This window comes from Nocardioides cavernae (assembly GCF_016907475.1).
GTDB lineage: Bacteria > Actinomycetota > Actinomycetes > Propionibacteriales > Nocardioidaceae > Nocardioides > Nocardioides cavernae.
Genome location: NZ_JAFBCA010000001.1, coordinates 638,977 through 664,166, shown reverse-complemented (window position 1 = coordinate 664,166; position 25,190 = coordinate 638,977). Strand labels below are relative to the sequence as shown.

25 protein-coding genes are annotated in these 25,190 nt (G+C 71.1%); 12 read left to right on the top strand and 13 right to left on the bottom strand.

Annotated features, from left to right (window positions below):
- Window positions 1–7: 7 nt before the first annotated feature.
- A complete protein-coding gene (locus tag JOD65_RS03160) occupies window positions 8–2,359 on the bottom strand; it encodes a transglycosylase domain-containing protein (protein ID WP_191193795.1) in 2,352 nt (783 codons plus the stop codon).
- A 74-nt stretch (window positions 2,360–2,433) separates the two neighbouring features.
- Here JOD65_RS03160 and JOD65_RS03155 point away from each other — a divergent pair, with 74 nt between their 5' ends.
- From JOD65_RS03155 to JOD65_RS03145, 3 genes are all read left to right on the top strand, one after another.
- Window positions 2,434–3,021: a PadR family transcriptional regulator gene (locus tag JOD65_RS03155; RefSeq protein ID WP_191193796.1), complete on the top strand. Its 588-nt coding sequence runs from the start codon at window positions 2,434–2,436 to the stop codon at window positions 3,019–3,021.
- Between the two features lie 73 nt (window positions 3,022–3,094).
- The gene (locus JOD65_RS03150) at window positions 3,095–4,177 is read left to right on the top strand and encodes an inositol-3-phosphate synthase (protein WP_191193797.1); all 1,083 of its coding nucleotides are present in this window, start codon (window positions 3,095–3,097) and stop codon (window positions 4,175–4,177) included.
- Window positions 4,178–4,275: 98 nt separating this feature from the next.
- Window positions 4,276–4,905, top strand: a complete 630-nt coding sequence (locus JOD65_RS03145; RefSeq protein WP_191193798.1) for an HAD family hydrolase — start codon at window positions 4,276–4,278, stop codon at window positions 4,903–4,905.
- Between the two features lie 6 nt (window positions 4,906–4,911).
- Here the strand turns inward: JOD65_RS03145 and JOD65_RS03140 are convergent, their stop codons facing one another.
- Window positions 4,912–6,321: a CCA tRNA nucleotidyltransferase gene (locus tag JOD65_RS03140; RefSeq protein ID WP_443678559.1), complete on the bottom strand. Its 1,410-nt coding sequence runs from the start codon at window positions 6,319–6,321 to the stop codon at window positions 4,912–4,914.
- Between the two features lie 92 nt (window positions 6,322–6,413).
- Here JOD65_RS03140 and JOD65_RS23035 point away from each other — a divergent pair, with 92 nt between their 5' ends.
- From JOD65_RS23035 to trxB, 6 genes are all read left to right on the top strand, one after another.
- Entirely contained in the window at window positions 6,414–8,708 is a 2,295-nt protein-coding gene (locus JOD65_RS23035) for a DUF6049 family protein (protein WP_191193800.1), read from the top strand.
- Window positions 8,705–10,342, top strand: a complete 1,638-nt coding sequence (gene murJ / locus JOD65_RS23030) for a murein biosynthesis integral membrane protein MurJ (RefSeq protein WP_307820898.1) — start codon at window positions 8,705–8,707, stop codon at window positions 10,340–10,342. Before JOD65_RS23035 ends, murJ begins: the two co-directional genes overlap by 4 nt.
- 59 nt (window positions 10,343–10,401) lie before the next feature.
- Window positions 10,402–12,378: a protein kinase family protein gene (locus JOD65_RS03130; protein WP_191193801.1), complete on the top strand. Its 1,977-nt coding sequence runs from the start codon at window positions 10,402–10,404 to the stop codon at window positions 12,376–12,378.
- Complete coding sequence (sigM, locus tag JOD65_RS03125; protein ID WP_191193802.1) at window positions 12,375–13,046, top strand: RNA polymerase sigma factor SigM; 672 nt, start codon at window positions 12,375–12,377, stop codon at window positions 13,044–13,046. Before JOD65_RS03130 ends, sigM begins: the two co-directional genes overlap by 4 nt.
- A gap of 101 nt (window positions 13,047–13,147) precedes the next feature.
- A complete protein-coding gene (locus tag JOD65_RS03120; protein WP_191193803.1) occupies window positions 13,148–13,939 on the top strand; it encodes a hypothetical protein in 792 nt (263 codons plus the stop codon).
- Between the two features lie 100 nt (window positions 13,940–14,039).
- A complete protein-coding gene (trxB, locus tag JOD65_RS03115; RefSeq protein WP_191193804.1) occupies window positions 14,040–15,053 on the top strand; it encodes a thioredoxin-disulfide reductase in 1,014 nt (337 codons plus the stop codon).
- Here the strand turns inward: trxB and JOD65_RS03110 are convergent.
- Together JOD65_RS03110 and JOD65_RS03105 are read right to left on the bottom strand one after the other, a co-directional pair.
- The gene (locus JOD65_RS03110; protein WP_191193805.1) at window positions 15,022–15,645 is read right to left on the bottom strand and encodes a hypothetical protein; all 624 of its coding nucleotides are present in this window, start codon (window positions 15,643–15,645) and stop codon (window positions 15,022–15,024) included. The two genes, trxB and JOD65_RS03110, sit on opposite strands and share 32 nt — an antisense overlap.
- On the bottom strand, window positions 15,642–16,094 hold the full coding sequence (locus tag JOD65_RS03105; protein WP_191193806.1) for a MarR family winged helix-turn-helix transcriptional regulator: 453 nt from the start codon (window positions 16,092–16,094) through the stop codon (window positions 15,642–15,644). Before JOD65_RS03105 ends, JOD65_RS03110 begins: the two co-directional genes overlap by 4 nt.
- Window positions 16,095–16,273: 179 nt before the next feature.
- On the opposite strand from JOD65_RS03105, the gene trxA reads away from it, so the two are divergent.
- Complete coding sequence (trxA, locus tag JOD65_RS03100) at window positions 16,274–16,615, top strand: thioredoxin (RefSeq protein ID WP_204810924.1); 342 nt, start codon at window positions 16,274–16,276, stop codon at window positions 16,613–16,615.
- A gap of 155 nt (window positions 16,616–16,770) precedes the next feature.
- Here the strand turns inward: trxA and JOD65_RS03095 are convergent, their stop codons facing one another.
- A complete protein-coding gene (locus JOD65_RS03095; protein WP_191193807.1) occupies window positions 16,771–17,415 on the bottom strand; it encodes a GNAT family N-acetyltransferase in 645 nt (214 codons plus the stop codon).
- A 41-nt stretch (window positions 17,416–17,456) separates the two neighbouring features.
- Between JOD65_RS03095 and JOD65_RS03090 the strand changes: the two genes are divergently transcribed.
- The gene (locus tag JOD65_RS03090) at window positions 17,457–18,671 is read left to right on the top strand and encodes a pyridoxal phosphate-dependent aminotransferase (protein ID WP_191193808.1); all 1,215 of its coding nucleotides are present in this window, start codon (window positions 17,457–17,459) and stop codon (window positions 18,669–18,671) included.
- Between the two features lie 47 nt (window positions 18,672–18,718).
- Window positions 18,719–19,495, top strand: coding sequence for a lysophospholipid acyltransferase family protein (locus tag JOD65_RS03085; protein WP_191193809.1), 777 nt, complete (start codon window positions 18,719–18,721; stop codon window positions 19,493–19,495).
- 207 nt (window positions 19,496–19,702) lie between these two features.
- Here JOD65_RS03085 and JOD65_RS03080 read toward each other — a convergent pair whose 3' ends face one another.
- From JOD65_RS03080 to rpmH, 8 genes are all read right to left on the bottom strand, one after another.
- The gene (locus JOD65_RS03080) at window positions 19,703–20,698 is read right to left on the bottom strand and encodes a ParB/RepB/Spo0J family partition protein (RefSeq protein WP_191193810.1); all 996 of its coding nucleotides are present in this window, start codon (window positions 20,696–20,698) and stop codon (window positions 19,703–19,705) included.
- A gap of 13 nt (window positions 20,699–20,711) precedes the next feature.
- The gene (locus JOD65_RS03075; RefSeq protein WP_307820897.1) at window positions 20,712–21,650 is read right to left on the bottom strand and encodes a ParA family protein; all 939 of its coding nucleotides are present in this window, start codon (window positions 21,648–21,650) and stop codon (window positions 20,712–20,714) included.
- Between the two features lie 202 nt (window positions 21,651–21,852).
- Window positions 21,853–22,536 (bottom strand): 16S rRNA (guanine(527)-N(7))-methyltransferase RsmG, encoded by a 684-nt coding sequence (gene rsmG / locus JOD65_RS03070; protein WP_191193812.1) that lies wholly within the window; start codon window positions 22,534–22,536, stop codon window positions 21,853–21,855.
- Between the two features lie 89 nt (window positions 22,537–22,625).
- Window positions 22,626–23,177 carry a Jag family protein gene (locus JOD65_RS03065; protein WP_443678552.1) on the bottom strand — a complete coding sequence of 184 codons (552 nt, stop codon included), beginning with the start codon at window positions 23,175–23,177 and terminating at the stop codon, window positions 22,626–22,628.
- Between the two features lie 65 nt (window positions 23,178–23,242).
- A complete protein-coding gene (yidC, locus tag JOD65_RS03060; protein WP_191193813.1) occupies window positions 23,243–24,214 on the bottom strand; it encodes a membrane protein insertase YidC in 972 nt (323 codons plus the stop codon).
- Window positions 24,215–24,475, bottom strand: coding sequence for a membrane protein insertion efficiency factor YidD (gene yidD / locus JOD65_RS03055; protein ID WP_191193814.1), 261 nt, complete (start codon window positions 24,473–24,475; stop codon window positions 24,215–24,217).
- Window positions 24,472–24,912, bottom strand: a complete 441-nt coding sequence (gene rnpA / locus JOD65_RS03050) for a ribonuclease P protein component (RefSeq protein ID WP_307820896.1) — start codon at window positions 24,910–24,912, stop codon at window positions 24,472–24,474. Before rnpA ends, yidD begins: the two co-directional genes overlap by 4 nt.
- On the bottom strand, window positions 24,851–24,988 hold the full coding sequence (gene rpmH, locus JOD65_RS03045; RefSeq protein ID WP_300048438.1) for a 50S ribosomal protein L34: 138 nt from the start codon (window positions 24,986–24,988) through the stop codon (window positions 24,851–24,853). The genes rnpA and rpmH overlap by 62 nt, the downstream gene beginning before the upstream one ends.
- Between the last annotated feature and the right edge of the window lie 202 nt (window positions 24,989–25,190).

Below are 25,190 nucleotides of genomic sequence, written 5' to 3'. Positions count from 1 at the left end.
GGCGTGCTCAGCGGCGGAGGTCGGCCAGCGGCTGGCGCTGCTGGAAGCGCCCGCTCGGCGGCGGGGTGGTCGGCGCCGGGATCGTCTCGGTCGGCGGGGGCGGGGGCGGCGTCGTGGGGGGCGGCGTCGTCGGGACGGGCGTCGTCGGGACGGGCGTCTCGGTCGGCACCGGCGTCTCGGTCGGGGTCTCCGTGGGAGTCTCCGTCGGCGTCTCGGTGGGCGGGCCCGCGGACTCCGTCGGCGTGTTGGACGGCTGCGGGGCGGACGAGGACGGCGGCGGGGGCGGCGGGGGCGGGGTGTAGTCGTGGCCCTCGTCCGGCGCGTCACCGTCGACGTAGACAGGCTCCGGGAAGTCCTCGACGTCCATGCCCTCCATCACCCGTCCCATGATCGAGGTCCAGGTCTTGGCGGGGTAGTTGCCGCCGAAGTACCCGGACTTGCCGTCGGAGCTGGTGGGCAGCCACAGGTCGGCACCGTCGGGCCGAGGCTCGTCCAGCGACTCACGCCCGCGGCCGCGGACGTACATGACGGCTGTCGAGACCTGGGGCGTGAAGCCGACGAACCAGGACGACGACACGCCACCGTCGTCGTTGGTGGCAGTGCCGGTCTTTCCGGCAGCGGGCCGCTCGATGGCGAGGGCCTCCGTGCCGGAGCCGTTCTCGACCACCTGCTGCAGGGCGTAGCCGACGTCCGCTGTGATGTCCGGGTCGACCGTCTGCTTGCTGCGGTCCTTGGCCTCGTAGAGGACCTCGCCGGTCTTGTCGACGACCTTCTGCACGACGTGGACCTCGTGACGGGTGCCGCCGTTGGCCAGGGTGGCGTAGGCGTTGGCCATGTTGATCGGGCTGACCTGGGCGGTGCCGAGGGTGACTCCGACGTTCTCCTGCATGTCGCCGGACTTCCGCGGGATGCCCCACCTCTCGCCCTCGCTGCCGGGGATGCCCATGTCCTCGGCAGCCTGGATGACCTTCTGCGGGCCGTCGTCCATCGAGTCGACCATGTCGACGAACGCGGTGTTGATGGAGTTCTCCGTGGCGGTGACCATCGAGACGGCCGAGCCGTAGTCGGTGTCGCCCTGGTTCTCGAACTCGGTGCCGGCGATGTCGATGGGGCTGTTGCCCTCGAAGGTGTCGTTGAGCGAGAAACCATCACGGATGGCGGCCACGTCGGTGGCCGCCTTCATCGTCGAGCCCGCCATGCCGCCCGCGACGGCCCAGTTGATCTGGGAGTCCAGGTAGTCCTGTCCGCCGTAGAAGCCGAGCAGGTCACCCGTCGAGGAGTCGACCGTGGCGGCACCGATGTGCAGGTCCTTGTTGCCCGCCGCACCGGGCATGCCGGCGTCCGGGCGCTGCTCCTCGACCGCCTCCTCGACGTCGGCCATCACAGCCTGGTCGAACGTGGTGGTGATCCGCAGCCCCCCGCCGTCGATCTCCTCCTCGGAGGCGATGCCCTTGGCGAGGATCTCCTGCTTGACGAGCGCGAGCATGTGGCCCTTCTGGCCGCCGAACTGGCTCTGCACGGCGATCTTGGGGAACTTCGGCAGCTTCTTCAGCGCCTTGTCACGCTGCTCGGGTGTGATCGTCTCCATCTCGGCCATGCTGTCGAGCACGTAGGCGTAGCGGCCCTTGAGGTCTTCCTTGGCCTCCTTGCCGTTGGCCGGGTCGTACTTCGAGGGGTTGTTGAGCACGGTGGCGAGGACCGCGGACTCTCGCAGGTTGAGGTCCTTGGCCGGGTGGTCGAAGTAGGCCTCGGAGGCCGCCTCGATGCCGTACGCGCCGCGACCGAAGTAGATGGTGTTGAGGTAGCCCTCGAGCACCTCTTCCTTGCTCAGCTCCTGCTGGATCTTGAGCGAGACGACCGCTTCCTTGATCTTGCGCTTGTAGCTCTGCTCGCTGGTCAGGTAGAGGATCTTGACGTACTGCTGGGTGATCGTGGACGCGCCCTGACGGGAGTTCCCCCGGGCGTTGGAGAAGAGGGCACGCAGGATGCCCTTGGGGTCGATGCCCTTGTCGGTCCAGAAGGTCTGGTTCTCGGCGGCGACCACCGCGTCCTGCATGGACTCGGGCATGTCGCCCAGCGGGATCGAGACCCGGTTCTGGTCCTCGTAGTAGGTGCCGAGCTGCTGCTCACCGTCGCGGTAGTAGACGAAGGTGGTCTGCGCCTCGAAGTCCTCGTTGGGCTCCGGGATGCTGATCGCCTGGTAGAGGACCACGACGACACCGCCGAGGACCAGGGCACCGACGACGCCGACGATCGCGAGGATCTTGGCGACGCGGGCCGCCCGCTGCTTGCCCGTACGCCTCGCCTTGGGCCGTCGTGTCTGGGCCTTGCCGTCGGCCCGCCGCTTCTTAGCACTCACGGGGAAAGAGGGTACGGGGAGGGGTACGACAACCCCGATTCGTCGTGGCCGGATATATCGGTACGATAGGTCACATGGCACGTCGTGGCGACACCATCGAGCTCGCAGTCCTCGGACTGCTGCACGAGGGACCCATGCACGGCTACGAGCTGCGCAAGCGGCTCAACCTCATGCTCGGATGGGGTCGCGTGCTGTCCTACGGCTCGCTCTACCCCGCGCTGAAGAAGATGCTCCGCGCCAACCTCATCACCGAGGTCGCGGCCGCCGCCACGGCGTCCACCCGACGCCCGCGCATCACGTACGAGGTCACCCCCGCCGGCAACGAGCACTTCCAGCGACTCATGACCGAGGTCGGCCCCACCGCGTGGGAGGACGACAACTTCGACATCCGGTTCGCGTTCTTCTCCTCCACCGACATGGAGATCCGGCTCCGTGTCCTGGAGGGACGCCGCTCGCGGCTGCAGGAGCGGCTCGCCCGCGTGCAGGGCGAGCTCGAGCGCACCCAGGCCGAGGTCAACCGCTACGCCGCCGAGCTCCAGCGCCACGGAGTGGAGTCGGTCGAGCGCGAGGTGCGGTGGCTCTCGGACCTGATCCAGGCCGAGCGCGGCGGCGAGGTCCGACCCGCCCCGGCACCGGCACCGGCACCGGCACCGAACGACTGAGCACCTTTCACCAGCCACACCAGCCAGCACGACCAGCGATGAGAACACGACCAGAGATGAGAAGGAGAGCCCCATGGGTTCGGTACGAGTAGGGATCGTGGGAGTCGGCAACTGCGCCACCTCCCTCATCCAGGGCGTTGAGTACTACAAGGACGCGGACCCGACCGGGACCGTCCCCGGGCTCATGCACGTCGTCTTCGGTGACTACCACGTCAAGGACGTCGAGTTCGTCGTCGCCTTCGACGTCGACGACAAGAAGGTCGGCAAGGACCTGTCCGAGGCCATCAACGCCTCGGAGAACAACACCATCAAGATCGCCGACGTCCCGACCCTCGGCGTCGAGGTCAAGCGCGGCCCGACGCTCGACGGCCTCGGCAAGTACTACCGCCAGACCATCGAGGAGTCCGGCGCCGAGCCGGTCGACGTGGTCCAGGCGCTCAAGGACGCCGAGGTCGACGTCCTCGTCTCCTACCTCCCGGTGGGCTCCGAGGAGGCCGACAAGTTCTACGCCCAGTGCGCGATCGACGCCGGCGTGGGCTTCGTCAACGCCCTGCCCGTCTTCATCGCCTCCGACCCCGAGTGGGCCAAGAAGTTCGAGGACGCCGGCGTCCCGATCGTCGGGGACGACATCAAGAGCCAGGTCGGTGCCACCATCACCCACCGCGTGATGGCGAAGCTGTTCGAGGACCGCGGCGTCGCGCTGGACCGCACCTACCAGCTCAACGTCGGCGGCAACATGGACTTCAAGAACATGCTCGAGCGCGAGCGCCTGGAGTCCAAGAAGGTCTCCAAGACCCAGGCCGTGACGTCGAACCTCACCGGCGAGCTCGCCGACAAGGTCAGCGACCGCAACGTCCACATCGGTCCGTCCGACTACGTGGCGTGGCTCGACGACCGCAAGTGGGCCTACGTCCGCCTCGAGGGTCGCGCGTTCGGTGACGTCCCCCTCAACCTCGAGTACAAGCTCGAGGTCTGGGACTCCCCCAACTCGGCCGGCATCATCATCGACGCCGTCCGTGCGGCCAAGATCGCCAAGGACCGTGGCATCGGCGGCCCGATCCTCCCCGCCTCGGCCTACCTCATGAAGTCCCCGCCGGTGCAGATGCCCGACGAGATCGGTCGCGCCGAGCTGGAGAAGTTCATCGCGGGCGAGTGACCCCACCCCTGGCCCGGCGCCAGGTCGACGCAGGCCCCGTCCCCTCCGTGGGGGCGGGGCCTGCGTGCTGCGGGAGGGTGGTGCGTACGCTCGCCGCCGTGACCGCACGCACCCCTCTCGTGGTCGGCTTCGACCTCGACCTCACCCTGATCGACACCGCGGCCGGGTTCCGCCAGGTGCTGCTCGCGCTCGGCGCCGAGCTCGGCGTGGACTTCCCGGTCGAGGAGATGACGGCGCGGCTCGGCCCGCCCCTCGACCACCTCCTCGCACCCCACCTGCCGCCGCACCAGGTCGGCCCGGCGGGTGACCGGTTCCGCGCGCTCTACCCCGACCACGCGATCACGACGGTGCCCGCCCTGGCCGGGGCCCACGAGGCGTTCGCGGCGGTGCGCGCCCACGGGGGCAGGGTGCTCGTCGTCACCGGGAAGTACGGCCCCAACGCGCAGCTGCACCTCGACCACCTCGGCCTCGAGGCCGACCACCTCGAGAGCTGGGTGTGGGGCGTGGGCAAGGCCGAGGTCCTGCGCCGCGAGGGGGCCCTCGCCTACGTCGGCGACCACGTGCACGACGTCGAAGGCGCCCGCGCCGCCGACGTGCTCAGCGTGTCGGTGCTGACCGGCGGGTGCACGCGGGCCGAGCTCGAGGCGGCCGGCACCGACGTCGTCCTCGACGACCTGTCGGCCTTCCCGGCCTGGCTCGACGCCGCGGTCCGCGACCGCAGCGCCTGAGACCGCTCAGGAACGAGCGGCCCACCAGGCGCGCAGCGCGGCCTCGGCCTGCTCGGGGGTCTGCGGGCCCTCGTCCATCCGGAGCTCGAGGAGGAAGGCGTAGGCCTGGCCCACCTCGCGACCGGGGCCGATGTCGAGGAGCTGCATGATCTGGTTGCCGTCGAGGTCGGGCCGGATCGAGGCCAGCTCCTCCTGCTCCGACAGCCGGGCGATCCGCTCCTCGAGCGAGTCGTACGTCCGCCGCAGGCGGTCGGCCTTGCGCTGGTTGCGGGTGGTGCAGTCGGCGCGGGTGAGGATGTGCAGCCGCTCGAGCTGGTCGCCGGCGTCGCGGACGTAGCGGCGTACGGCGCTGTCGGTCCACTCCCCCGAGCCGTAGCCGTGGAAGCGCAGGTGCAGCTCGACCAGGCGCGAGACCGCCTCGATGTCGTGGTTGGAGAAGCGGAGCGCCTTCATCCGCTTGCGGGTCAGCTTGGCCCCGACGACGTCGTGGTGGTGGAACGTCACGACGCCGCCGGTCTCGAAGCGGCGGGTCCGCGGCTTGCCGACGTCGTGCATCAGCGCGGCGAAGCGGGCGACGAAGTCGGGTCCGCCGCCCAGGCGGTGCTCGAGGTCGATCGACTGCTCGAGGACCGTGAGGGTGTGCTCGTAGACGTCCTTGTGACGGTGGTGCTCGTCGCGCTCGAGGGCGAGGGCGGGCAGCTCGGGCAGGACGTACGACGCCAGGCCGGTCTCGACGAGCAGCGTGAGCCCGAGGCGCGGATGCGGGGCGCACACCAGCTTCACCAGCTCGTCGCGGACCCGCTCGGCCGAGATGATCTCGATCCGGCCGGCCATCGAGGTCATCGCCTCGACGACCTCGGGGGCGACGGCGAAGCCCAGCTGGGCCGCGAAGCGGGCCGCGCGCATCATCCGCAGCGGGTCGTCGGAGAAGGAGTCCTCGGGGGTGCCGGGGGTGCGCAGCACCCGCTCGGCCAGGTCGACGATCCCGCCGAACGGGTCGACGAACTCGCGGCCCGGCACCCGCACCGCCATCGAGTTGACGCTGAAGTCGCGGCGACCGAGGTCGCCCTCGAGGGAGTCACCGAAGTCGACGTCGGGCTTGCGCGAGGAGGGGTCGTAGCTCTCGGAGCGGTAGGTGGTGATCTCGACCTGCCACGGTCCCTTGCGGCAACCGATCGTGCCGAAGTCGCGGCCCATGTCCCACACGGCGTCGGCCCAGTCGGAGACGAGGCGCTCGGTGACGTCGGGCCGCGCGGAGGTGGTGAAGTCGAGGTCGTTCTGGAGCCGCCCGATCATCGCGTCGCGGACCGGTCCGCCGACCAGCGCCAGCTCCTCACCGGCGTCGGTGAACAGGGTGCCGAGCTCGTCGATGACCGACCCGATGCGGTCCAGCTCCTCGCCGACCCGGCGCTGGATCTCGACGATCGTGAGGGGTTGCAGTGCGGCGTCGGACACGACAGGCCACTCTACGTGCCGGCCCGGTGGTGCCGAACAACTAGCATCGGTGCGTGCCCCGCTCGTCGTCGTTCCGTGCTGCCCTGGCGGGGCTCCTCACCTTCGGCGTCGCGAGCGCGGGTCTCCTCGCGCCCGGTGCGGGAGCACTCGCACCCGCCGCGGCCCCCGCTCCGGCCAAGGACGGCGACCCGCTCCTCGTCCACATCGACGCCATGACCCCGGTCCTGCCGGTCAGCGGCGACGTGGACATCGCCGGGACCGTCACCAACGTCAGCGACGACACCTTCACCCGGGTCAACCTGCACGCCTTCTCCTCCGAGCAGCCGATCCTCGACCCGCTCAGCCTCTCGCAGTCCGCCCTGATCGACCCCAACCTGTTCGTCGGCGACCGGGTGACGGTGCCCGGCACCTTCGACACGATCGACGAGCTGGCGCCGGGCGCCTCAGCCACGTTCACCGACTCCGTCCCCGTCGAGCTCCTGGCCACCTCCGGCGAGCCGGGCGTCTACTGGATCGGCATCCACGCGATCGGCGACAGCTCGGTGCCGCGCGACTTCGTCGCCGACGGCCGGGCCCGCACGTTCATCCCCCGCGTGCCGTCCGGCGGCGCCCAGGCGCGGGAGGCGTCGGTGATCCTGCCGATCCGCAGCCGCGTGTGGTTCGACGAGGACGGCTCCGTGGCCGGAACCGAGCGCTGGGCCCGACGGCTCGAGGAGGGAGGCAGCCTCGACGGCGTGCTCGACATGGCCGACTCCGCCGGCTCCGCGCCGTACAGCTGGCTGGTCGACCCCGCCGTCCTCCACGCGCTGGCGCGCCTGGCGAAGGGCAACCCGCCGCGCACCCTCACCCCCGACCCCAACGTGCCCGGCCAGGAGCCGGCACCCGTCGAGCCGTCGGAGGACGGCGACGAGACGCCGACCACGCCGGGCGAGACGCTCACCCCGACCCAGCCGGTCCCCACCGAGGAGCCCACGGACGAGGAGGCGCAGCTGGCCGCCTCCGCCTCCGCGTGGCTGGAGCGGTTCCGGTTGCTCGTGGGCGCGACACCGGTGCTCACGCTGCCCTACGGCGACATCGACGTCTCCGCATCGATCCGCAACGACCGCACCCGCTTCGACCAGGCGGTCGCGCGCAGCGCCGAGGTGATGGTCGCCCTCACGCTGCCGTCCCAGCCGACCGTCGCGCCGGAGAACGACCTGCTCAGCCCCGAAGCCATCACCGCCGTGCCGCTGGGCACGACGATCCTGCTGGGGGACAACGCCTTCGCCATCCCGCCCACCAGTCCGACGTCCGTCGTCAAGCTGCTCGGGCACGAGGTGGTGATCACCAGCACCGGCGCGGAGGCGGGCGGTCCCGGCCCGACCGCGTCGAACGACCCCCTCGCGCTGCGGCAGCGGCTGCTCAGCGAGGCGGCCCTCCGCCTGGAGGCCGACGACACCGCGCCGCTGGTCGTCACGCTGCCCACGGTGTGGCGCGGCGAGGACGCCGCGTCGTTCTTCACCGACCTCGAGCAGTCGTGGCTCGACCTGGTCCCCCTCGGGGACATCGCCGCCCGCACGCCCAAGGGCGTCCCGGCCGCGAACCTGTCCTACACCGACGACGACATCGCCGAAGAGCTCGGTCCCGAGGCCTTCTCCGCGGCCAACCGCGCCGGCGAGGCGGCCACGCTGCTGGAGCAGGTGGTGATCCCGGTGACGACAATCGAGGCGCAGGTGCGCGACGAGCTGCTGGTCACCCTGTCCGAGCAGCACCGCGAGCGACCCGGGCTCGCCGTGGGCGCGGCCGAGCGGGTCGAGGAGTCGATGCGGGCCGACCTCGGCAGGATCGAGATCGAGGCGCCCCCCGCGGTGACCCTGTCCAGCGACTCCGGCCCCCTGGGGGTCACGCTTGTCAACGGCCTCGACCAGCCGGTGGAGGTGCAGGTGCAGGTGCGGACCGACGGCGAGCTGACGCTCAGCGGTGGCGGCGTACGACGTCTCGGTCCCGGCGCGCGCAGCGTCGTCCGGTTCGAGGCCACCACCAGCCGAGCGGGCGTGCACAACGTCCGGCTCGCGGTCACCAGCCTCGACGGCGTGCCGCTCGGGTCCTTCGACTCGCTGCCCATCCGGGCCGCCCGGGTGAGCGCGATCATCTGGATCGTGATGGCCCTCGGTGCACTCGTGCTGTTCGGGATGATCGGCTACCGCCTGCCGGGCCAGATCCGGGCCCGTCGCGCCCAGCTCGCCGCCGCCGACAGCGAGCCGGAGCCCGAGATCGACCCCGAGCAAGACGCCGCGACCGACCGCGTGACCGACCCCGAGCCGGCGGACGGGCCGGCAGCGGGGAGCCCGGCGGTGGAGCGCTCGTGAGCGACCAGAAGGTCCTGGCCTCGTCGGCGGTCATGGCGGCGGGCACCGTCCTGTCCCGCGCGTCGGGCTACGTGCGCGCCACGCTGCTGGTGGTCGCCCTCGGCTCCGGGCTGCGGGGCGACCTCTTCGCGATCGCCAACACGCTGCCCAACATGGTCTACATCCTCCTGGCCGGAGGGATCTTCAACGCGGTGCTGGTGCCGCAGCTGGTCCGGCGGATCAAGGAGGACGACGACGGCGGCGACGCCTACGCCAGCCGGGTCATCACCCTCTCGGCGATCTTCCTGGGGATCGTGACGATCATCCTCGTCGTCGCTGCACCGCTGCTGCTGCGCCTCTACCTCGACAGTCGCTACCTCGACCCGGACCGGGTCACCCAGCTCGAGTCGATCGTCAACCTGACTCGCTGGTGCCTGCCGCAGGTCTTCTTCTACGGCATGTACGTCCTCGTCGGGCAGATCCTCAACGCGCGCGAGCGCTTCGGTCCGATGATGTGGGCGCCGATCGCCAACAACCTGCTGTCGGTCCTGATGCTGGTCACCTACCTCATCGTCTTCGGACCGACCGGGGACGGCCCGGCCCGGACCGAGGCGCTCAGCACCAGCCAGGAGGTCATGCTCGGCCTCGGCTCGACGCTGGGGATCGTGGTCCAGTTCCTCGTCCTCGTGCCCTACCTGCGCGCCTCGGGATTCAGGTACCGGCCCCGCTTCGACTTCCGTGATCCCGAGCTGGCGAAGACGCTGTCCCTGGGCAGCTGGACGGTGCTGTTCGTGGTCGTCACCCAGGCGGCGTACCTCGTCGTGGTCAAGCTGGCGTCGGGCGGCACCGTCGACGGCGGCAACGGCACCGGCTACCTCGTCTACTCCAACAGCCTGCTGATCATGATGGTGCCGCACGCCATCGTCACGGTCTCGCTGGCGACCGCGATCCTGCCGCAGATCTCGTCCTATGCCCACGAGGGACGGCTGCCCGAGCTGGGCCGCACCGTCGGGTCGACGCTCCGCACGGCGCTCGCCCTGGTGCTGCCGTTCGCGTTGCTGCTGCCGATCACGGCGGGCGACGTCGCCGGCTTCGCCTTCGGTTGGGACAACCCGGAGGAGGCAGCCGCCTTCGCCCCGACGCTGGCGGTCTTCGGACCCGCGCTGGTCGTCTTCACCATCCACTACTTCATGCTCCGCGGCTTCTACGCCATGGAGATGACGCGACTGGTCTTCTTCATCCAGCTTGCGGTGTCGGCGACCAACGTCGTCGTCGCCCTCCTGCTGGTGCCCTCCCGGCCGCCGGAGGACACGGCGCCCATGCTCGTCGTCGCCTACCTGGCGTCGTACACCGTCGGCGCGGTCGTGAGCTTCGTGCTCCTGCGCCGCACGGTCGGCGGCCTGGAGACCCCGCAGCTGCTCCGGTTCCTGGTGCGGATGGCGCTGGTGCTGGCGTTCACCGGCGCCGCCGCCTGGGGGGTGGAGCGCGCCCTCGCCGGGATGGGCGAGTACCCCGGACCGTTCCCGTCTCTGCTGCGCGGCGGCCTGAGCGCTGCGGCCGGGCTGCTGATCTTCCTCGCCGGGGCCCGCCTGCTGCGGGTGCGCGAGGTCACCAGCCTGGTCGACACCGTCGCGGCGCGCCTCCGGCGCGGGTGAGACTCCTTAGAGTGGCCTCAGCAGTGGGACAGGCGAGGAAGGTGGGGTGAGCGGTGCCGATGTCGATGCAGGCGGGTGACGTGCTCGCCGGGCGCTACCGCCTCGACGACCTCCTCGCCGAGTCCGGGGCGGGTCGGTTCTGGCGCGCGCACGACCTCGTCCTCCACCGCCCGGTGGCCGTGCACATCCTCGCCGCGGACGACGACCGCGCCCAGCCGCTCCTCGAGGCGGCGCGCCGCACCGGGCCCGTCATCGACCGGCGGCTGCTGCGGGTCCTCGACGCCGAGGCCGCCGACGGGCGCTGCTTCGTCGTCAACGAGTGGGGTCAGGGCGACTCCCTCGACATCCTGCTCACCCGCGAGGGACCGCTCGCCCCCCGTCGTGCGGCCTGGCTGGTGGCCGAGGTCGCCGACAGCCTCGTCGAGGCCCATGACGCCGGCCTCGCCCACGGCTGCCTGACCCCCGAGCACGTGCTGATCGACCAGCACGGGCAAGTGCGGATCATCGGCTTCGGCGTCGAGGCGGCGCTCCGCGGCCTGCCCGCGGGCCGGGTCAACGTCGACGAGATCGACCTCGCCGGCCTCCTCTACTGCGCGCTCACCGGCAAGTGGGCCGGGGTCTCGCCGTCGGCGTTGCCGCCCGCCCCCGAGGTGCACGGCGAGGTGCTGCGCCCGCGTCGGGTCCGGGCCGGCATCCCGCGCGTGCTCGACGCCCTGTGCGACCAGGTGCTCAACCCGCAGCGGGAGTCCGACCGCCCGCACCCGTCCGCGCGCAGCATCCGCGACCTCCTCCTCGAGCACGTCGGCGAGATGACCGGCACCCACGTCGTGGTCCCGGGCGCGCGGCCGAACCACCAGCCGAACCACCAGCCGGCCCCCTCCCTCGCCACCCCGCCGCCCACCTCGTCCGTCGCCCCCACCACGGTGGTGCCGGTCGTGCCGGCGGCCGACCTCGAGCCGGGAGCCGACGCAGAGGTGCCCGACCTGCCCCCCGACTCGCCGGGCGAGCCAGAGCCCGAGGTGACGACCGCCGTCCGGGCCGAGGAGCCGCCCGCCGACGACCCGGCGCCGCCGAGCACCGACCTGCCCACGCAGGCCGGGATGCCGGTCTTCCACGACGACGACGAGGTCGACTGGCTCCGCGCGCGCACCGAGAAGCCGGCCCCGCCGCCGCCCTTCGCCGACCCGACGCCCAAGCCGCTCTTCGCGCCCGACCCGCCGGAGGGCGAGCCCGTACGCCGTCCCCGCCCGGGCAGCCGCGCCGTCACCAACCCGGAGTACTGGCCATGGGACTCCAGCCACGACTCCGGCGTGGACCCGAACCGCGACTCGGGGGTGCGCCCGGCGGGCCGCGACACCGGGTCGTGGTCCTCCGGCTCGTGGTCGGAGGACCGGTGGGACACCGGCGACGGGTTCGACGACACGGGCGACCAGGTGCCGGGACGCACCTGGATCCGGCTGGCGATCATCGTGGGGATCTGCCTGCTCGTCGGCGTGGCGGCGGTCGCGGCGTACCAGCTCGGACTGAAGCCACCGACGCCCGGCTCCAGCGAGGAGCCCACGTCCACGACCACCCCGAGCGTCGCCGCGCCGACGCCGTTCGCCGACCTGACCGCCGACGACTTCGACCCGCAGGGAGCGGCTCCGCGGGAGGAGAACCCGGACTCGGTGCCCAACGTCCTCGACGGCGATCCCGCGACCTCGTGGTCCACCTCGACCTACGAGCAGAACTTCGGTCCCGGCGGGCTCAAGACCGGCGTCGGTCTCGTCATCGACCTCGGCACGACCAAGGCCGTCCGCCAGGTCCTGGTCACCACGGCGGGTGGCCAGACCTCCCTGGCGGCGTACGTCACCTCGGAGCCCCCCGCGGGGGTGTCCGGGCTGACCCCCGTCGGGACCGCCTCCGGCGACGGCGAGCTGACGATCGACCTCACGGAGCCGGTGTCGGGCCAGTTCGTCACCGTCTGGTTGACGCTGCTGCCGCAGGTGGCTGACGGGTTCCGCGGCACGATCACCGAGGTGCAGGTGCTCGGGTGAGCCACACCCCGACGAGCGACGAGCGCTCCGACCGGGACCTGCTCCAGGCCCACGTCGACGGCGACGCCGCCGCCTTCGGCGAGCTGTTCGCCCGCCACCGCGACCGGTTGTGGGCGGTCGCGCTCCGCACGATGGGCAACCCCGAGGACGCCGCCGACGGGCTCCAGGACGGCATGATCGCCGCCTTCCGGCGGGCGGGCTCCTTCCGCGGTGACGCCGCCGTGACCACGTGGCTGCACCGCGTCGTCGTCAACGCCTGCCTCGACCGCCTCCGGGCCGCGAAGATCCGCCGCTTCGAGTCCATGCCGGACGACGTCGAGGACCGCGGCACCGTGGTGGCGACCGCCGTGCACGACGACCAGCCCGAGGCGGTCGCGGAGGAGGTCGAGCAGCGCCGTCGGGTGCTCGACGCGCTCGCCACGCTGCCCGCCGAGCAGCGTGCCGCGCTCGTCCTCGTCGACATGGAGGGCTACCCCGTCGCCGAGGTGGCCGAGATGCTGGGCTGCGCGGAGGGAACCGTGAAGTCGCGATGCTCCCGCGGTCGCACCAAGCTCGCCGCGCTGCTCGCCGACCTGCGCCACCCGGCCGGTGACCCGCCTCACGGGAACCCGCCCCCTGACGGACCCGTCCAACCCACCGTGCGGCCACGAGGTCCTCCCGCGCCCTGAGCAACCCCCCACCCCCACCCCCACCCCCCGCCCCCACCCCCGCCCCCACCCGTCCCCCGCGCACGTCCCCCGCAGCCTGACACCCGAGGAGGTGACCGCGGATGCCCGAGTCCTCCGGACTCCCACCCGAGCAGGAGGCCGTACGCCGCCTGCTCGCGGACGCCCGTCACGACGGGCCACCGCCTCCCGACGTCGTCGCCCGCCTCGACGAGACCCTCGCCTCCCTCATGTCCGAACGGGTGGCCGAGCGCGCGTCCGAGCGCACTGCCGGGCCCGCGACCGAGCACGACGACCGCTCGCCGGGACGCGTGGTCGACCTCGGCTCCCGCCGACGCCGCGTGGCGAGCATCGGCCTGCTGGCCGCCGCCTCCGTCGTCGTCGCGGGTGTCGCGATCGGCCAGGTCCTCCCCCGCGGCGGCGATGACGCCGGCGAGTCGAGTGCCGGCTCTCAGTCCGACTCCTCGCTCGCCGAGTCGCCCGACTCATCCGAGGCCGGGGGCGCCAACGGCGACTCGAGCACCAGCTCCGGCTCCGACCAGGGCGGTGACTCCGGTGCCGCCTCCGAGCCCGCGCCGGAGTCGTTGAAGAGCTCTCCCGCCACACCCTTCGCCGGCCTGCCGAGCCTGTCCACGGCGGACGCCGGCCTCGACGACCAGCTCCTCGACCTGCGGGCGGAGGGCACCACTCGTCGCCAGCAGCTCGCCACGCTCGACGCACTCCGTGACTGTGCCGTCCCGCGGCCGGGCCGGGCCGCCGCCCTGGTCGCCGCGGAGGTCGACGGCCGCAGCGGGGTGGTCGTGTTCCGTCGCCCCGTCGGCGAGGCGCAGGGCGTCGAGCTCTACGTGTGCGGCGAGGCCGTTCCGGTGCGTACGATCACGCTGCCCGCGCCCTGAGCGGTGCGGGTGGGTGTGGAACAACGGTCGCCTACGATCGGTTGAGGACGACGTACCGCACCAGCCCGTTCCAGCAAGCCAGCAGGAGTCACTGACCCACATGAGCACCAGCACCGAGACGCGCAACGTCATCATCATCGGCTCGGGGCCCTCGGGCTACACAGCCGCCGTCTACGCGGCTCGCGCCTCGCTCAACCCGCTCGTCTTCGAGGGCTCGGTCACCGCCGGCGGCGCGCTGATGAACACCACCGAGGTGGAGAACTTCCCCGGCTTCCGCGACGGCATCATGGGCCCGGCCCTGATGGACGAGATGCGCGCCCAGGCCGAGCGGTTCGGCGCCGAGCTGGTCTCCGACGACATCGTCGAGGTCGACCTGACCGGCGACGTGAAGGTCGTGAAGACCGCCACCGACACCTACACCGCGCGCTCGGTGATCCTCGCCACCGGTTCGGGCTACCGCAAGCTCGGCCTGCCCCGCGAGGAGGAGCTCTCCGGTCGGGGAGTCTCGTGGTGTGCCACCTGCGACGGCTTCTTCTTCCGCGAGCAGGCCATCGCCGTCGTCGGCGGCGGCGACTCCGCCATCGAGGAGGCCACCTTCCTCACCCGCTTCGGGTCCAAGGTCTACCTGATCCACCGTCGCGACGAGCTGCGCGCCTCCAAGATCATGCAGGAGCGCGCCTTCGCCGACCCCAAGCTCGAGATGGTCTGGAACTCCGAGGTCGCCGCCATCAACGGCGCCGACAAGCTCGAGTCGATCACGCTGCGCGACACCGTGACGGGTGACGAGCGCCAGCTCGACATCACCGGGCTCTTCATCGCCATCGGCCACGACCCGCGTTCGGAGCTGCTGACCGGGCAGGTCGACCTCGACGACGACGGCTACGTCCTGGTGCACCACCCGTCCACCCGGACGAACCTTCCCGGCGTCTTCGCCGCGGGCGACCTGGTCGACCACCACTACCGGCAGGCCATCACGGCCGCCGGCACCGGCTGCGCCGCAGCCCTCGACGCGGAGCGCTTCATCGCCGCGCTCGACCACGCGGCGTCCACCGCCGGTGACGCTGCGGCGACGGTCCAGGAGATCAGCGAGCAGGTGCAGACAGCCGGCGCCTGAGCGCCACCGCCGCCTCGCGCGGCTCGTCGACCCACAGCCCCACGCGGCTGACCGTGCGCGGCCCCGCCGACGTCGCCAGCGTCGTCGGTGCCGAGAGGACCAGCTCGAGGTTGGTCTCCGACCCGAGGCCGACGAGCAGCAGGCCGTCGTCCTCGTGCAGCGAGCGCACCGTGCCGGGCAGCGCGTGGTTCACCACCCGTGTCCCCTCCAGCGCTGCCAGGGGTACGGCGACACGCGTGCGCGCCCCGCTGCGCACCACCAGCTCCGTGTCACCGAGCAGGTGCGGACGCACGCGCGTCGACGCGAGCAGGCCGAGCATCCACAGCACGCCCCACACCCCCAGCACGAGGAACGGGAGCCGCAGCGACGGGACCCATCGGTGCAGGACGAGGTCGAGGACGAGCACCTCGACCGCCGAGCCGAAGATCCACAGCCACAGCATCGGCCCCGCCAGCTGGCCATGACCGATGGGGGTGGTGCCGGCCGGCACGTCGGGGCGCCGGACGACCCAGCGCGCCAGGGCGCGGTAGAGCGCCAGCTCGACGAGCAGCACCTGCCACGCGTGGCCCGGCAGCCGGCGTACGAGGCTCATCGCCCAGCCTCGCCCTCTGCCGCCATGAGCGCGGCGAACCGTTCGACGGTCGCGCCGAGCACGTCGTCGAACACGGCCAGCCGGTCGCTGTCGACATCGGCGAACAGCCGCTCGGCGAGCTCCTGGTGCCCGGCCACCAGGTCGTCGATCGCGCGCGCACCCTGCTCGGTGGGCGTGACGAGGGTGGCGCGACGGTCCGCCGGGTGCGGTTCGCGGGTGACGTGGCCGCTGCTCACGAGTCCGTCGACCAGCCCGGTGACGTTGCGTGGGGTGACGTCGAGCGCGACGGCCAGTGCCTGCTGCGTGCTGGGCCCGGACGCGCCGAGGAGCCACAACAGGTGCACCCGCGCCGAGGTCAGCCCGCCTCGCTCCTCGAAGCGCGCGAGGTCGGCCCGCACGAGGCTCGCGAGGTGGAGGATCCGGTCGAGCACGACGGTGTGATCGGTCATGTCGTGAATTGACTACACAATGTTGTTGCTTCTCTATTGCGCGGGGTACTCCACCGGCTTCGGTCGTCGTACCGGCCGTTGCGCAGCCGGTTCCCGGTGGACTACCCCGGTCGGACCGGGCGGGAACAAAGTGTCGGAGCAGTGGTGTTGACTCAGGACATCCCCACCAGACGACTCCCATGAAAGGGGCACAAACCGTGGCCAACATCGCCGCCGTGACCGACGCCGAGTTCGAGGCGCAGGTCCTCAAGTCCGACAAGCCCGTCCTGGTCGACTTCTGGGCTGAGTGGTGCGGTCCGTGCCGCCAGGTCGCCCCGATCCTCGACGAGCTCAACGCCGAGCACGGTGACAAGCTCACGTTCCTCAAGATGAACGTCGACGAGAACCCGGTGACCCCCTCGTCCTACCGCGTCACCGGCATCCCGACGATCAACGTCTACCAGGGTGGCGAGGTCGTGAAGTCCATCGTGGGCGCCAAGCCCAAGGCTGCGCTCCTCAAGGAGCTCGACGGCATCATCTGATGTGACGCGCAGTCGTGCGCGCTGGCGCGCACGACGTCGTGCGGCCAGATCGAGTAGGCCCGCGACTGAGGCACGAAGTCGCGGAACAGCCGTATCGAGATCCGAGGGTCTCGATACGCCGCTCGTTCCTCGCGGCTACTCGACCAGCGAGGGCACTAGTCGCGAGAGGCGACCCGCACCGATCCGATCGGGCGGGTCGCCTTCTGCGTGGGGCGCACGACGCCCCAGACCTTCTCGAGGGCGAGCTCGACCTCGTCCTTCCAGCTCAGCGCCGTCCGCAGCTCCATCCGCATCCGCGGGGTGGTGGGGTGCGCGCGCTGGGTCTTGAAGCCCACGCCGCCGAGGAACTCGGCCGGCAGCACGCATCCCGTCGTCTGCCCCCGCGTGTCGCCGTACGCCTCGATCGCGGAGTGACCGCGCTCGACCAGGTCGGCGGCCATCGCCTGCACCAGCAGCCGGCCGAGGCCGCCCCTCCGCAGGCCCGGCTCGACCCACGCGGTCGCCGCGATGATGGCGTCGGGCGAGCCCGGGGCCGTCGGCAGGGTGGCCGCACCGGGCAGTCGCGCCGCCGGGGCGTAGACGATGTGCCCGACGGTGCGCCCGTCGAGGCGTACGACCCGCCCGCACGAGCCCCAGTCGCGCAGCACCGTCGAGAGCCAGCTCTCCTTCTCCGCGATCCGCTCGTCGTGGTCGAGCCGCGCCCGGTCGACGGGCGAGAGCTCCCAGAACAGGCACGACCGCACCGGGTCGGCCAGCTCCGCGAGGTGGTCGACGGTCAGGCGCGCGGTCTTGCGGGACACGCTCTCGATGTTAGTCCCGGAACGGCCTGAGAGGATGAAGCGTGCGCCCGATCCGACAGAGCAAGAAGCTGCAAGGTGTCCGCTACGACGTGCGCGGGCCGATCCTGGTCGAGGCACAGCGGCTCGAGGCCGAGGGCCACCGGATCCTCAAGCTCAACATCGGCAACACGGCGCCGTTCGGCTTCGAGGCCCCGGAGCAGATCCTCGCCGACATGATCCACCACCTGCCGCAGTCGCAGGGGTACGCCGACAGCCAGGGCATCTGGTCGGCGCGCACCGCGGTCATGCACTACTACCAGTCGCACGGCCTGCGCGACGTCGGTGTCGAGGACATCTTCATCGGCAACGGCGTCTCCGAGCTGATCTCGATGGTGCTGCAGGCCTTCGTCGACGACGGCAACGAGATCCTGGTGCCGGCGCCCGACTACCCCCTCTGGACGGGAGCCGTGACGCTCGCCGGCGGGATCCCGGTGCACTACCGGTGCGACGAGGAGGCCGACTGGAACCCCGACCTCGCCGACATCGAGTCGAAGATCACCGAGAACACGCACGCCATCGTCATCATCAACCCCAACAACCCCACGGGCGCGGTCTACAGCGACAGCACGGTCAAGGCGCTCGTCGACATCGCCCGGCGGCACCACCTCGTCGTCATGGCCGACGAGATCTACGAGAAGATCCTGTTCGAGGACGCGCAGCACCACCATGCGGCGACGTACGGCGGCAACGACGTGCTGTGCCTGACGTTCTCCGGCCTCTCGAAGGCCTACCGCGTGTGCGGCTACCGCGCGGGCTGGGTGATGATCTCCGGTCCGAAGGAGATCGCCACCGACTTCCTGGAGGGCCTCACGCTGATCGCCAACATGCGGATGTGCGCCAACGTGCCCGCCCAGCACGCCATCCAGACAGCCCTGGGCGGCTACCAGTCCATCGAGGAGCTGATCGGGCCCGGTGGCCGCTTCTACGAGCAGTCGATGCTCGCCCACCGGCTGCTCAACGAGATCCCCGGTGTCACCAACGTCAAGCCCCGCGGCGCCCTCTACTGCTTCCCGCGCCTCGATCCGGACGTCTACGCCATCGACGACGACCAGGACTTCGTCATCGAGCTCCTGCGCGCCAAGAAGATCCTCGTCACGCACGGGACGGGCTTCAACTGGCCCGACACCGACCACTTCAGGCTCGTCACGCTCCCCGAGGCGTCGGTCCTCGAGGAGGCCATCGGCCGGATCGCCGACTTCCTCGCCACGCGACGCTGATCACGAAGGGTCGCGGCCACCCGTCGGCTGACCCTAGGCTCCTCGGCATGCGCGATGTGACCTACCCCCCGATCATCGTCACCGCCAAGGCGGCCTTCAAGGCCCTCGGCCAGAGCTTCCGGATGAGCGGCACCGAGCACGTCCCCCGCGAGGGTGGTGTCCTGCTTGCCTACAACCACATCGGCTACGTCGACTTCATCTACGGCGGGCTTGCGGCCAACCCCTCGGGCCGGCTGGTGCGCTTCATGGCCAAGCGCGAGCTGTTCGACCACCGGTGGGTCGGCCCGCTCATGCGCTCCCTGCACCACATCGAGGTCGACCGGGGCGAGGGGATCGCCAGCTTCCACGCCGCTGTCGACCACCTGCGCCAGGGCGAGGCCGTCGGCATCTTCCCGGAGGCCACCATCTCGCGGGCCATGGAGCTCAAGGAGTTCAAGACCGGGGCCGTACGCATCGCTGCGGAGGCCGGCGTACCCGTCGTGCCGGTCATCCTGTGGGGCACGCAGCGGATGATGACCAAGGACCACCCCCGTGACTTCTCCCGCGGCAAGACGATCGCCATCACGGTCGGCGAGCCGATGCACCCGACCGGCGACGACCCCGTCGGCGACACCGCCCGCCTCCACGCCCAGATGTCGCAGATGCTGCGCGACACCATCGCCGGCTACCCCGCCGACGAGCAGCCTCCTGGCTCGTGGTGGGTGCCAGCCTCGATGGGCGGCTCCGCCCCCACGCTCGAGGAGGCCGCTCGCCTCGACGCCGAGGAGAAGCGCGAGCGCGCTCGCAAGCGGGCGGAGAAGCGGGCGAAGAAGACAAAGCGCTAGGTTGCTTCGTCGATTCATCGACAGGTCGATGTGTGGCTTTGTCGACAATGAGCGTGGATGCCGTGATCCACGCGTCGCCCTCAGGGGTTCTTCCCGCCCCAGGGGGTTTCGACGCGCTCGTACGGCCTCGCTTCGCTCCGCCGTGTCGCTTGCACTACCTGGCCGCGCCCACACCGACCGCTCGTGCCTCGCGGTCGGCTGCGCGGCTCAGATGGGGCGGTCGTTGCGGTTGCGCGGGTCCATGATGTCGACGATCCGACGTAGGTCGTCGAGGCTGGCGAACTCGACCGTGATCTTGCCCTTCGCCTTGCCGAGGTCGACCTTGACGCGAGTCTCGAAGCGGTCGGAGAGACGCTCTCCCAGCTCGTCGAGGCCGGGGGCGACGGGCTTCCGGCGCAGGACGCGCGGAGCTGACTCCTCCTCGGTGCGCAGCGAGACGATCTCTTCCAGTCCACGTACGGAGATGCCCTCCGCGGTGACCCGGGCCGCGAGCTTGTCCTGGAGACCGGCGTCGTCGACGGACAGGAGCGCACGGGCGTGCCCGGCGGAGAGGACGCCGGCTGCAACGCGACGCTGGACGGCGGGGGACAGCTTCAGCAGCCGCAGCGTGTTGGAGATCTGCGGCCGCGAGCGGCCGATGCGCTGGGCCAGCTCGTCGTGGGTGCAGCCGAAGTCCTCGAGCAGCTGGCCGTAGGCGGCGGCCTCCTCGAGCGGGTTGAGCTGCGAGCGGTGGAGGTTCTCCAGCAGCGCGTCGCGGAGCATGTCGTCGTCATCGGTCTCGCGCACGATCGCGGGGATCGTGTCGCGACCGGCCTGCTGGGAGGCGCGCCACCGACGCTCGCCCATGATCAGCTCGTACGCGTCCTCGCCGGTGCGGCGTACGACGACGGGCTGCAGGAGGCCGACCTCCTGGATCGAGTGCACCAGCTCGGCGAGCGCCTCCTCCTCGAAGACCTGCCGCGGCTGGCGGGCGTTCGGACGGACCTGCGCGATGGGCAGCTCCGCGAAGTAGGCGCCGGCGCCGGTGCCGTCCACGGCCTGCGACCCGTTTGCAGAGGCGGCAATCGTGGCCGGGTCGTTCGGGCCATCCGGGGACGGGGCCGGGCCCGCCGCGGCCGGCGGCGGGAGAGGCTGGCTGGGAGCGGTCGGGATCAGCGACCCGAGGCCGCGCCCCAGGCCGCGCCGCGGTGCGTTGCTGCTCATGCCATGACCTCGTTCATGCGGGCGCTCCCTTGCTGGCGATCTCGCGGGCGGCCTCCAGGTAGGAGAGCGCTCCCGCCGACGCCGGATCGTAGGTCATCACGGTCTGGCCGTAGGACGGCGCCTCCGAGACACGGACCGACCGCGGCACCGCCGTCTTGAGGACCTGGTCACCGAAGTGGCCACGGACCTCGTCGGCCACGCCGGCGGCGAGACGGGTGCGGGCGTCGTACATCGTGAGCAGGATCGTGGAGATGACCAGGCGTGGGTTGAGGTGCTGGCGCACCATCTCGACGGTCTCGAGGAGCATGCCGAGTCCCTCGAGGGCGTAGTACTCCGCCTGGATCGGGATGAACATCTCGCGACCGGCGACCAGCGCGTTGAGCGTGAGGAGCCCGAGCGACGGGGGGCAGTCGACGAGGACGTAGTCGAAGCGGTCCTCACCGATCTCAGCCGCGCTGCCGACGAGAGGGTGGGCGGCGATCGCACGGTCGAGCCGCTGCTCGCGCGCGACCACGCTGACGAGCTCGATCTCGGCGCCGGCCAGGTCGATCGTCGCCGGGACCACCCACAGGCCCGGGAGGTCGGCCGACTCGGTCATCACGTCCGCGAGGGGAGCGCCCTCGACGAGCATGTCGTACGTCGACGGCACCCCGCGGTGGTGCTCGATCCCGAGGGCCGTCGAGGCGTTGCCCTGCGGGTCGAGGTCGATGACCAGGACTTTCTGGCCGAGCTGCGCCAGGCCGGCAGCCACGTTGACCGTCGAGGTGGTCTTGCCGACGCCGCCCTTCTGGTTGGCGACGACGAGCACCCTCGTGCCGTCCGGACGGGGTACGCCCTGCCTCCGCAGGCCGCCGGTGCGCGCCAGGACCGAGTGCTGGGCTGCCTGCGCCAGGGGCGTGCCCTGGTCGGCGAAGTCGTTGTCCTGACCTGCGAGCTCGCCGGCGGTTCGCACCTGCCAGGCGGGTCGAGTTTCACGTGAAACATCGCCAGTCGGTGTTTCACGTGAAACAGCTGCGCGCTCCCCGTCCTGTGGATGAAGCGGTCCATCCTGTGGATATCCCCGCTCAGGGGTGCCCTCCTGAGCGGTGGAAAACGGGTACGGGTCACTACCCGTGCTGCGCCAACCCATGTCGTCACTAGGGCCCTGGCTCAACTCAGCTCACCTCTCGCTCGACCGCAGAACGGTCCCGACGCCCGGGGCGCCGCTTGGGATTCCGGGCAAGGGGCCAACCTATCCGGGATGGGTCGGCCCACGGCACCCGCACCACCGTGGTGGGGGGATCAAGCAGTCCGGCGCCCACTTCGAAGACCTCGGGCTCGCCGCAACGCCACGTGGACAAGAAGCCCCGCGTCTCCGCGATCTCGTCGTGGACCGAGCGACCCTTCATGGCCACCGTCGCGCCAGTGGGGGACACGAGCGGCATCGACCAGCCGAGCAGCCGCTCGAGAGGGGCGACGGCACGCGAGGTGACGATGTCGAAGGTCGCCGTGCCGTGCAGGTCCTCGGCACGACCGCGCACGACCGTCACGTGGCTGAGCTCCAGCTCCGCCACGACCTCGTCGAGGAACGTCGTACGTCGCAGAAGCGGCTCCACCAGTGTCACCGCGAGGTCCGGCCGGGCGATCGCCAGCACCAGGCCCGGGAGACCGGCGCCGGTGCCGACGTCGCAGACAGAAGCACCGTCCGGCACCGCCTCACCGAGCACTGCCGAGTTGAGGACGTGGCGCTCCCACAGCCGCGGGGCCTCGCGGGGACCGATCAGCCCGCGGAGGACGCCTTCGGTGGCCAGCAGCTCGGTGTAGCGCTCGGCTAGCGCGAGGCGGTCGGACGCGAACACCCTCCGCGCCTCGGGCGGCACGGAGGGTGGTCTCGATACGGGCCCGGGGGGCCCACTCGACCCACCGGTTTCACGTGAAACGTCGTCGCTCACGCCGGGAGGATCACCACGTGACGCTTGGGCTCGGCGCCCTCGGACTCCGACGTCAGGCCGGCAGCCGACACCGCGTCGTGGACGACCTTGCGCTCGAACGCACTCATCGGCTCCAGCGACACGGACTCGCCGGACTCCTTCACCTCGGCGATCGACGTCTCGGCCAGGGCAACGAGCCGCTCACGCTGCTGCGCGCGGTGCCCGTCGACGTCCAGCATGAGGCGCGACCGCTCGCCGGTCTCGCGGTAGACCGCGAGCCGGGTGAGCTCCTGGAGCGCCTCCAGCACCTCGCCGTTGCGACCGACGAGCTGGCTCAGGTCGGCGCCGCCGATCTGCACGCTCGCTCGATCACCCTCCACGTCCATGTCGAGGTCACCATCGAGGTCCGCGATGTCGAGGAGCTCCTCGAGGTAGTCCGCCGCGATGTCGCCCTCGTGCTCGAGGCGCTGCACCTTGGAAGGTCGTGCCGCGCCGGTGGACTCGCTGGTCGGCTCGTCGTTCTCGGTCGTCTCGGCGACGGTCTCGCCGTCTGTCAACTGCTCACTCACGTGCGTCTCCTGCTTCTCGATCAGGTGCGACGACACCCTTGCGAGCGTCGTCAGGGAGGTCTGGGTCAGCGCTTCTTCTTGCTGCGCTGGGACTTGGACTGCCGCTGGGGCTGCTGGCGGGTGTCCGACTTCTCCGCGCGGCGGGCCTCGGCCTCGGCGGCGAGGCGCTCCTCCTCGATCTGCGCGGGAGTCTTCTGCCCCTTGCGAGCGGCCTTCGCCCGGTCTCGGTCCTCCTTGGCCGCAGCCGCGGGGGTGCCGGGAGCCGGGTTGTTGCGGATGACGTAGAACTGCTGGCCCATGGTCCAGAGGTTCGACGTGGTCCAGTAGAAGAGGACACCGATCGGGAAGGCGATACCACCGACGGCGAAGACGACCGGGAGGACGTAGAGCAGCATCTTCTGCTGCTGGGCGTAGGGGCCGGAGAGGGCATCGGCCGGCATGTTCTTGCTCATCAGCTGGCGCTGGGTGAGGAACGTCGTCGCCGTCATGGCGAGCACCAGCACGGCGGCGAGCACCCGCACGCCGATGTCGTCGGTGTTGAGGAACGTGTCGGAGATCTTCGCGCCGAGGAACACCGCGTCGCCGAACTGCTCGTTGAGCGTGACCGTCATCAGGCCCTTGGGATCCTGAGGGTTCTTCGCGGCCTGGTCGATCAGGCGGAACAGCGCCAGGAAGATCGGCATCTGCAGGAGGATCGGCAGGCAGGACGCAAACGGGTTGGTGCCCGAGTCCTTGTAGAGCTTCATCGTCTCCTGCGCGAGACGCTCACGGTCGTGGCCGTACTTCTTCTGCAGCTCGCGCACCTTGGGCTGGATGAGCTGCATGTTGCGGCTGGACTTGATCTGCTTGACGAACAACGGGATCAACGCCATGCGGATCACGAGCGTCAGCCCGATGATCGACAGCACCCACGCGATCCCGGTCTCCGGGCCGAACACCGAGCCGAACAGCTTGTGGAAGCCGACCAGCACCGCCGAGATGACGTAGTAGAGCGGCGCCATGATCGCGCCGCCGATGGTGCTGAAGAAGTCGAGCACTCATGCTCCTCGAGTTGCAGTGGACGTGGACTGGCCGGCCGATCCGGCGCGGGGGGGAACGGGGTCGTAGCCGCCGGCGGCCCACGGGTGGCAGCGGGAGAGACGGCGTACGGCGAGCCAGGTGCCGCGGATCGAGCCGTGCTCGGTGACGGCCTCGAGGGCGTACGCCGAGCAGCTCGGGTGGTAACGGCAGACCTGGCCGTAGAGCGGGCTGATCGCGAAGCGCCACGCGCGGATGAAGCCGATGAGGAGGTGTTTCATGGCGAGCTCACCCTGCTCAGGGTACGGGCGAGGTCGGCACCGAGGGAGGCGTACGACGCCTCGGATGCGGCCGGCAGGGCACGAACCACGAGCGCAGCACGACCCGGGAGCTCCTCGAGTGCAGCGAGGTGTTCCCGGGTCAGGTGCCGAAGTCGTCTCTTCACACGGTTTCGCGTGGCGGCGTTGCCGACAGCCTTGCCGACCGTGAACCCCACCTGCGCCGGCGCCGGTGCCGCGTCCCGGTCCACCCACAGGTGGACCACGAGGGTCGTCGAACCGGCGCGTCGCCCCTGACGCACCGTGCGGCGGAAACCGTCAGCGGTGGTGAGGCGGTGGACAGCGGAGAGCAACGGCGTGTGCCGCGGGCTCTGGCCGTCAGACGGCCAGGCTCTTGCGGCCCTTGCGGCGTCGGCCCGACAGGATGGCGCGGCCGGCACGGGTCCGCATGCGCAGGCGGAAGCCGTGCACCTTGTGACGGCGACGGTTGTTCGGCTGGTACGTACGCTTGCTCACGGCTATTTCTCCGAAGGTTTCGAGGGATGTCCACTCCACACGGCGTCAGTGCTGGTCGTTCAACCGGGACCGCCCGTCCGCGCGGCCGCCAGGCGGCGGATCGTGGACATGCGGCACCCGTCGACGGGGAGCGACCGGCCAACGGTACGCGGCGGGCGAAGTGGGGGTCAAACCCACGAGCCGCCCCTGCTGGCCTGCCTGT

Excerpts from the sequence above, each read along its gene's own strand:
- JOD65_RS03130 (WP_191193801.1), top strand. The coding sequence starts at position 10,402 with ATGTCGATGCAGGCGGGTGACGTGCTCGCCGGGCGCTACCGCCTCGAC.
- JOD65_RS03155 (WP_191193796.1), top strand. The coding sequence starts at position 2,434 with ATGGCACGTCGTGGCGACACCATCGAGCTCGCAGTCCTCGGACTGCTG.
- JOD65_RS03080 (WP_191193810.1), bottom strand. The coding sequence starts at position 20,698 with ATGAGCAGCAACGCACCGCGGCGCGGCCTGGGGCGCGGCCTCGGGTCG.
- JOD65_RS03085 (WP_191193809.1), top strand. The coding sequence starts at position 18,719 with ATGCGCGATGTGACCTACCCCCCGATCATCGTCACCGCCAAGGCGGCC.
- yidD (WP_191193814.1), bottom strand. The coding sequence starts at position 24,475 with ATGAAACACCTCCTCATCGGCTTCATCCGCGCGTGGCGCTTCGCGATC.
- JOD65_RS03105 (WP_191193806.1), bottom strand. The coding sequence starts at position 16,094 with ATGACCGATCACACCGTCGTGCTCGACCGGATCCTCCACCTCGCGAGC.
- JOD65_RS03110 (WP_191193805.1), bottom strand. The coding sequence starts at position 15,645 with ATGAGCCTCGTACGCCGGCTGCCGGGCCACGCGTGGCAGGTGCTGCTC.
- trxB (WP_191193804.1), top strand. The coding sequence starts at position 14,040 with ATGAGCACCAGCACCGAGACGCGCAACGTCATCATCATCGGCTCGGGG.
- JOD65_RS03150 (WP_191193797.1), top strand. The coding sequence starts at position 3,095 with ATGGGTTCGGTACGAGTAGGGATCGTGGGAGTCGGCAACTGCGCCACC.
- trxA (WP_204810924.1), top strand. The coding sequence starts at position 16,274 with ATGAAAGGGGCACAAACCGTGGCCAACATCGCCGCCGTGACCGACGCC.
- JOD65_RS03120 (WP_191193803.1), top strand. The coding sequence starts at position 13,148 with ATGCCCGAGTCCTCCGGACTCCCACCCGAGCAGGAGGCCGTACGCCGC.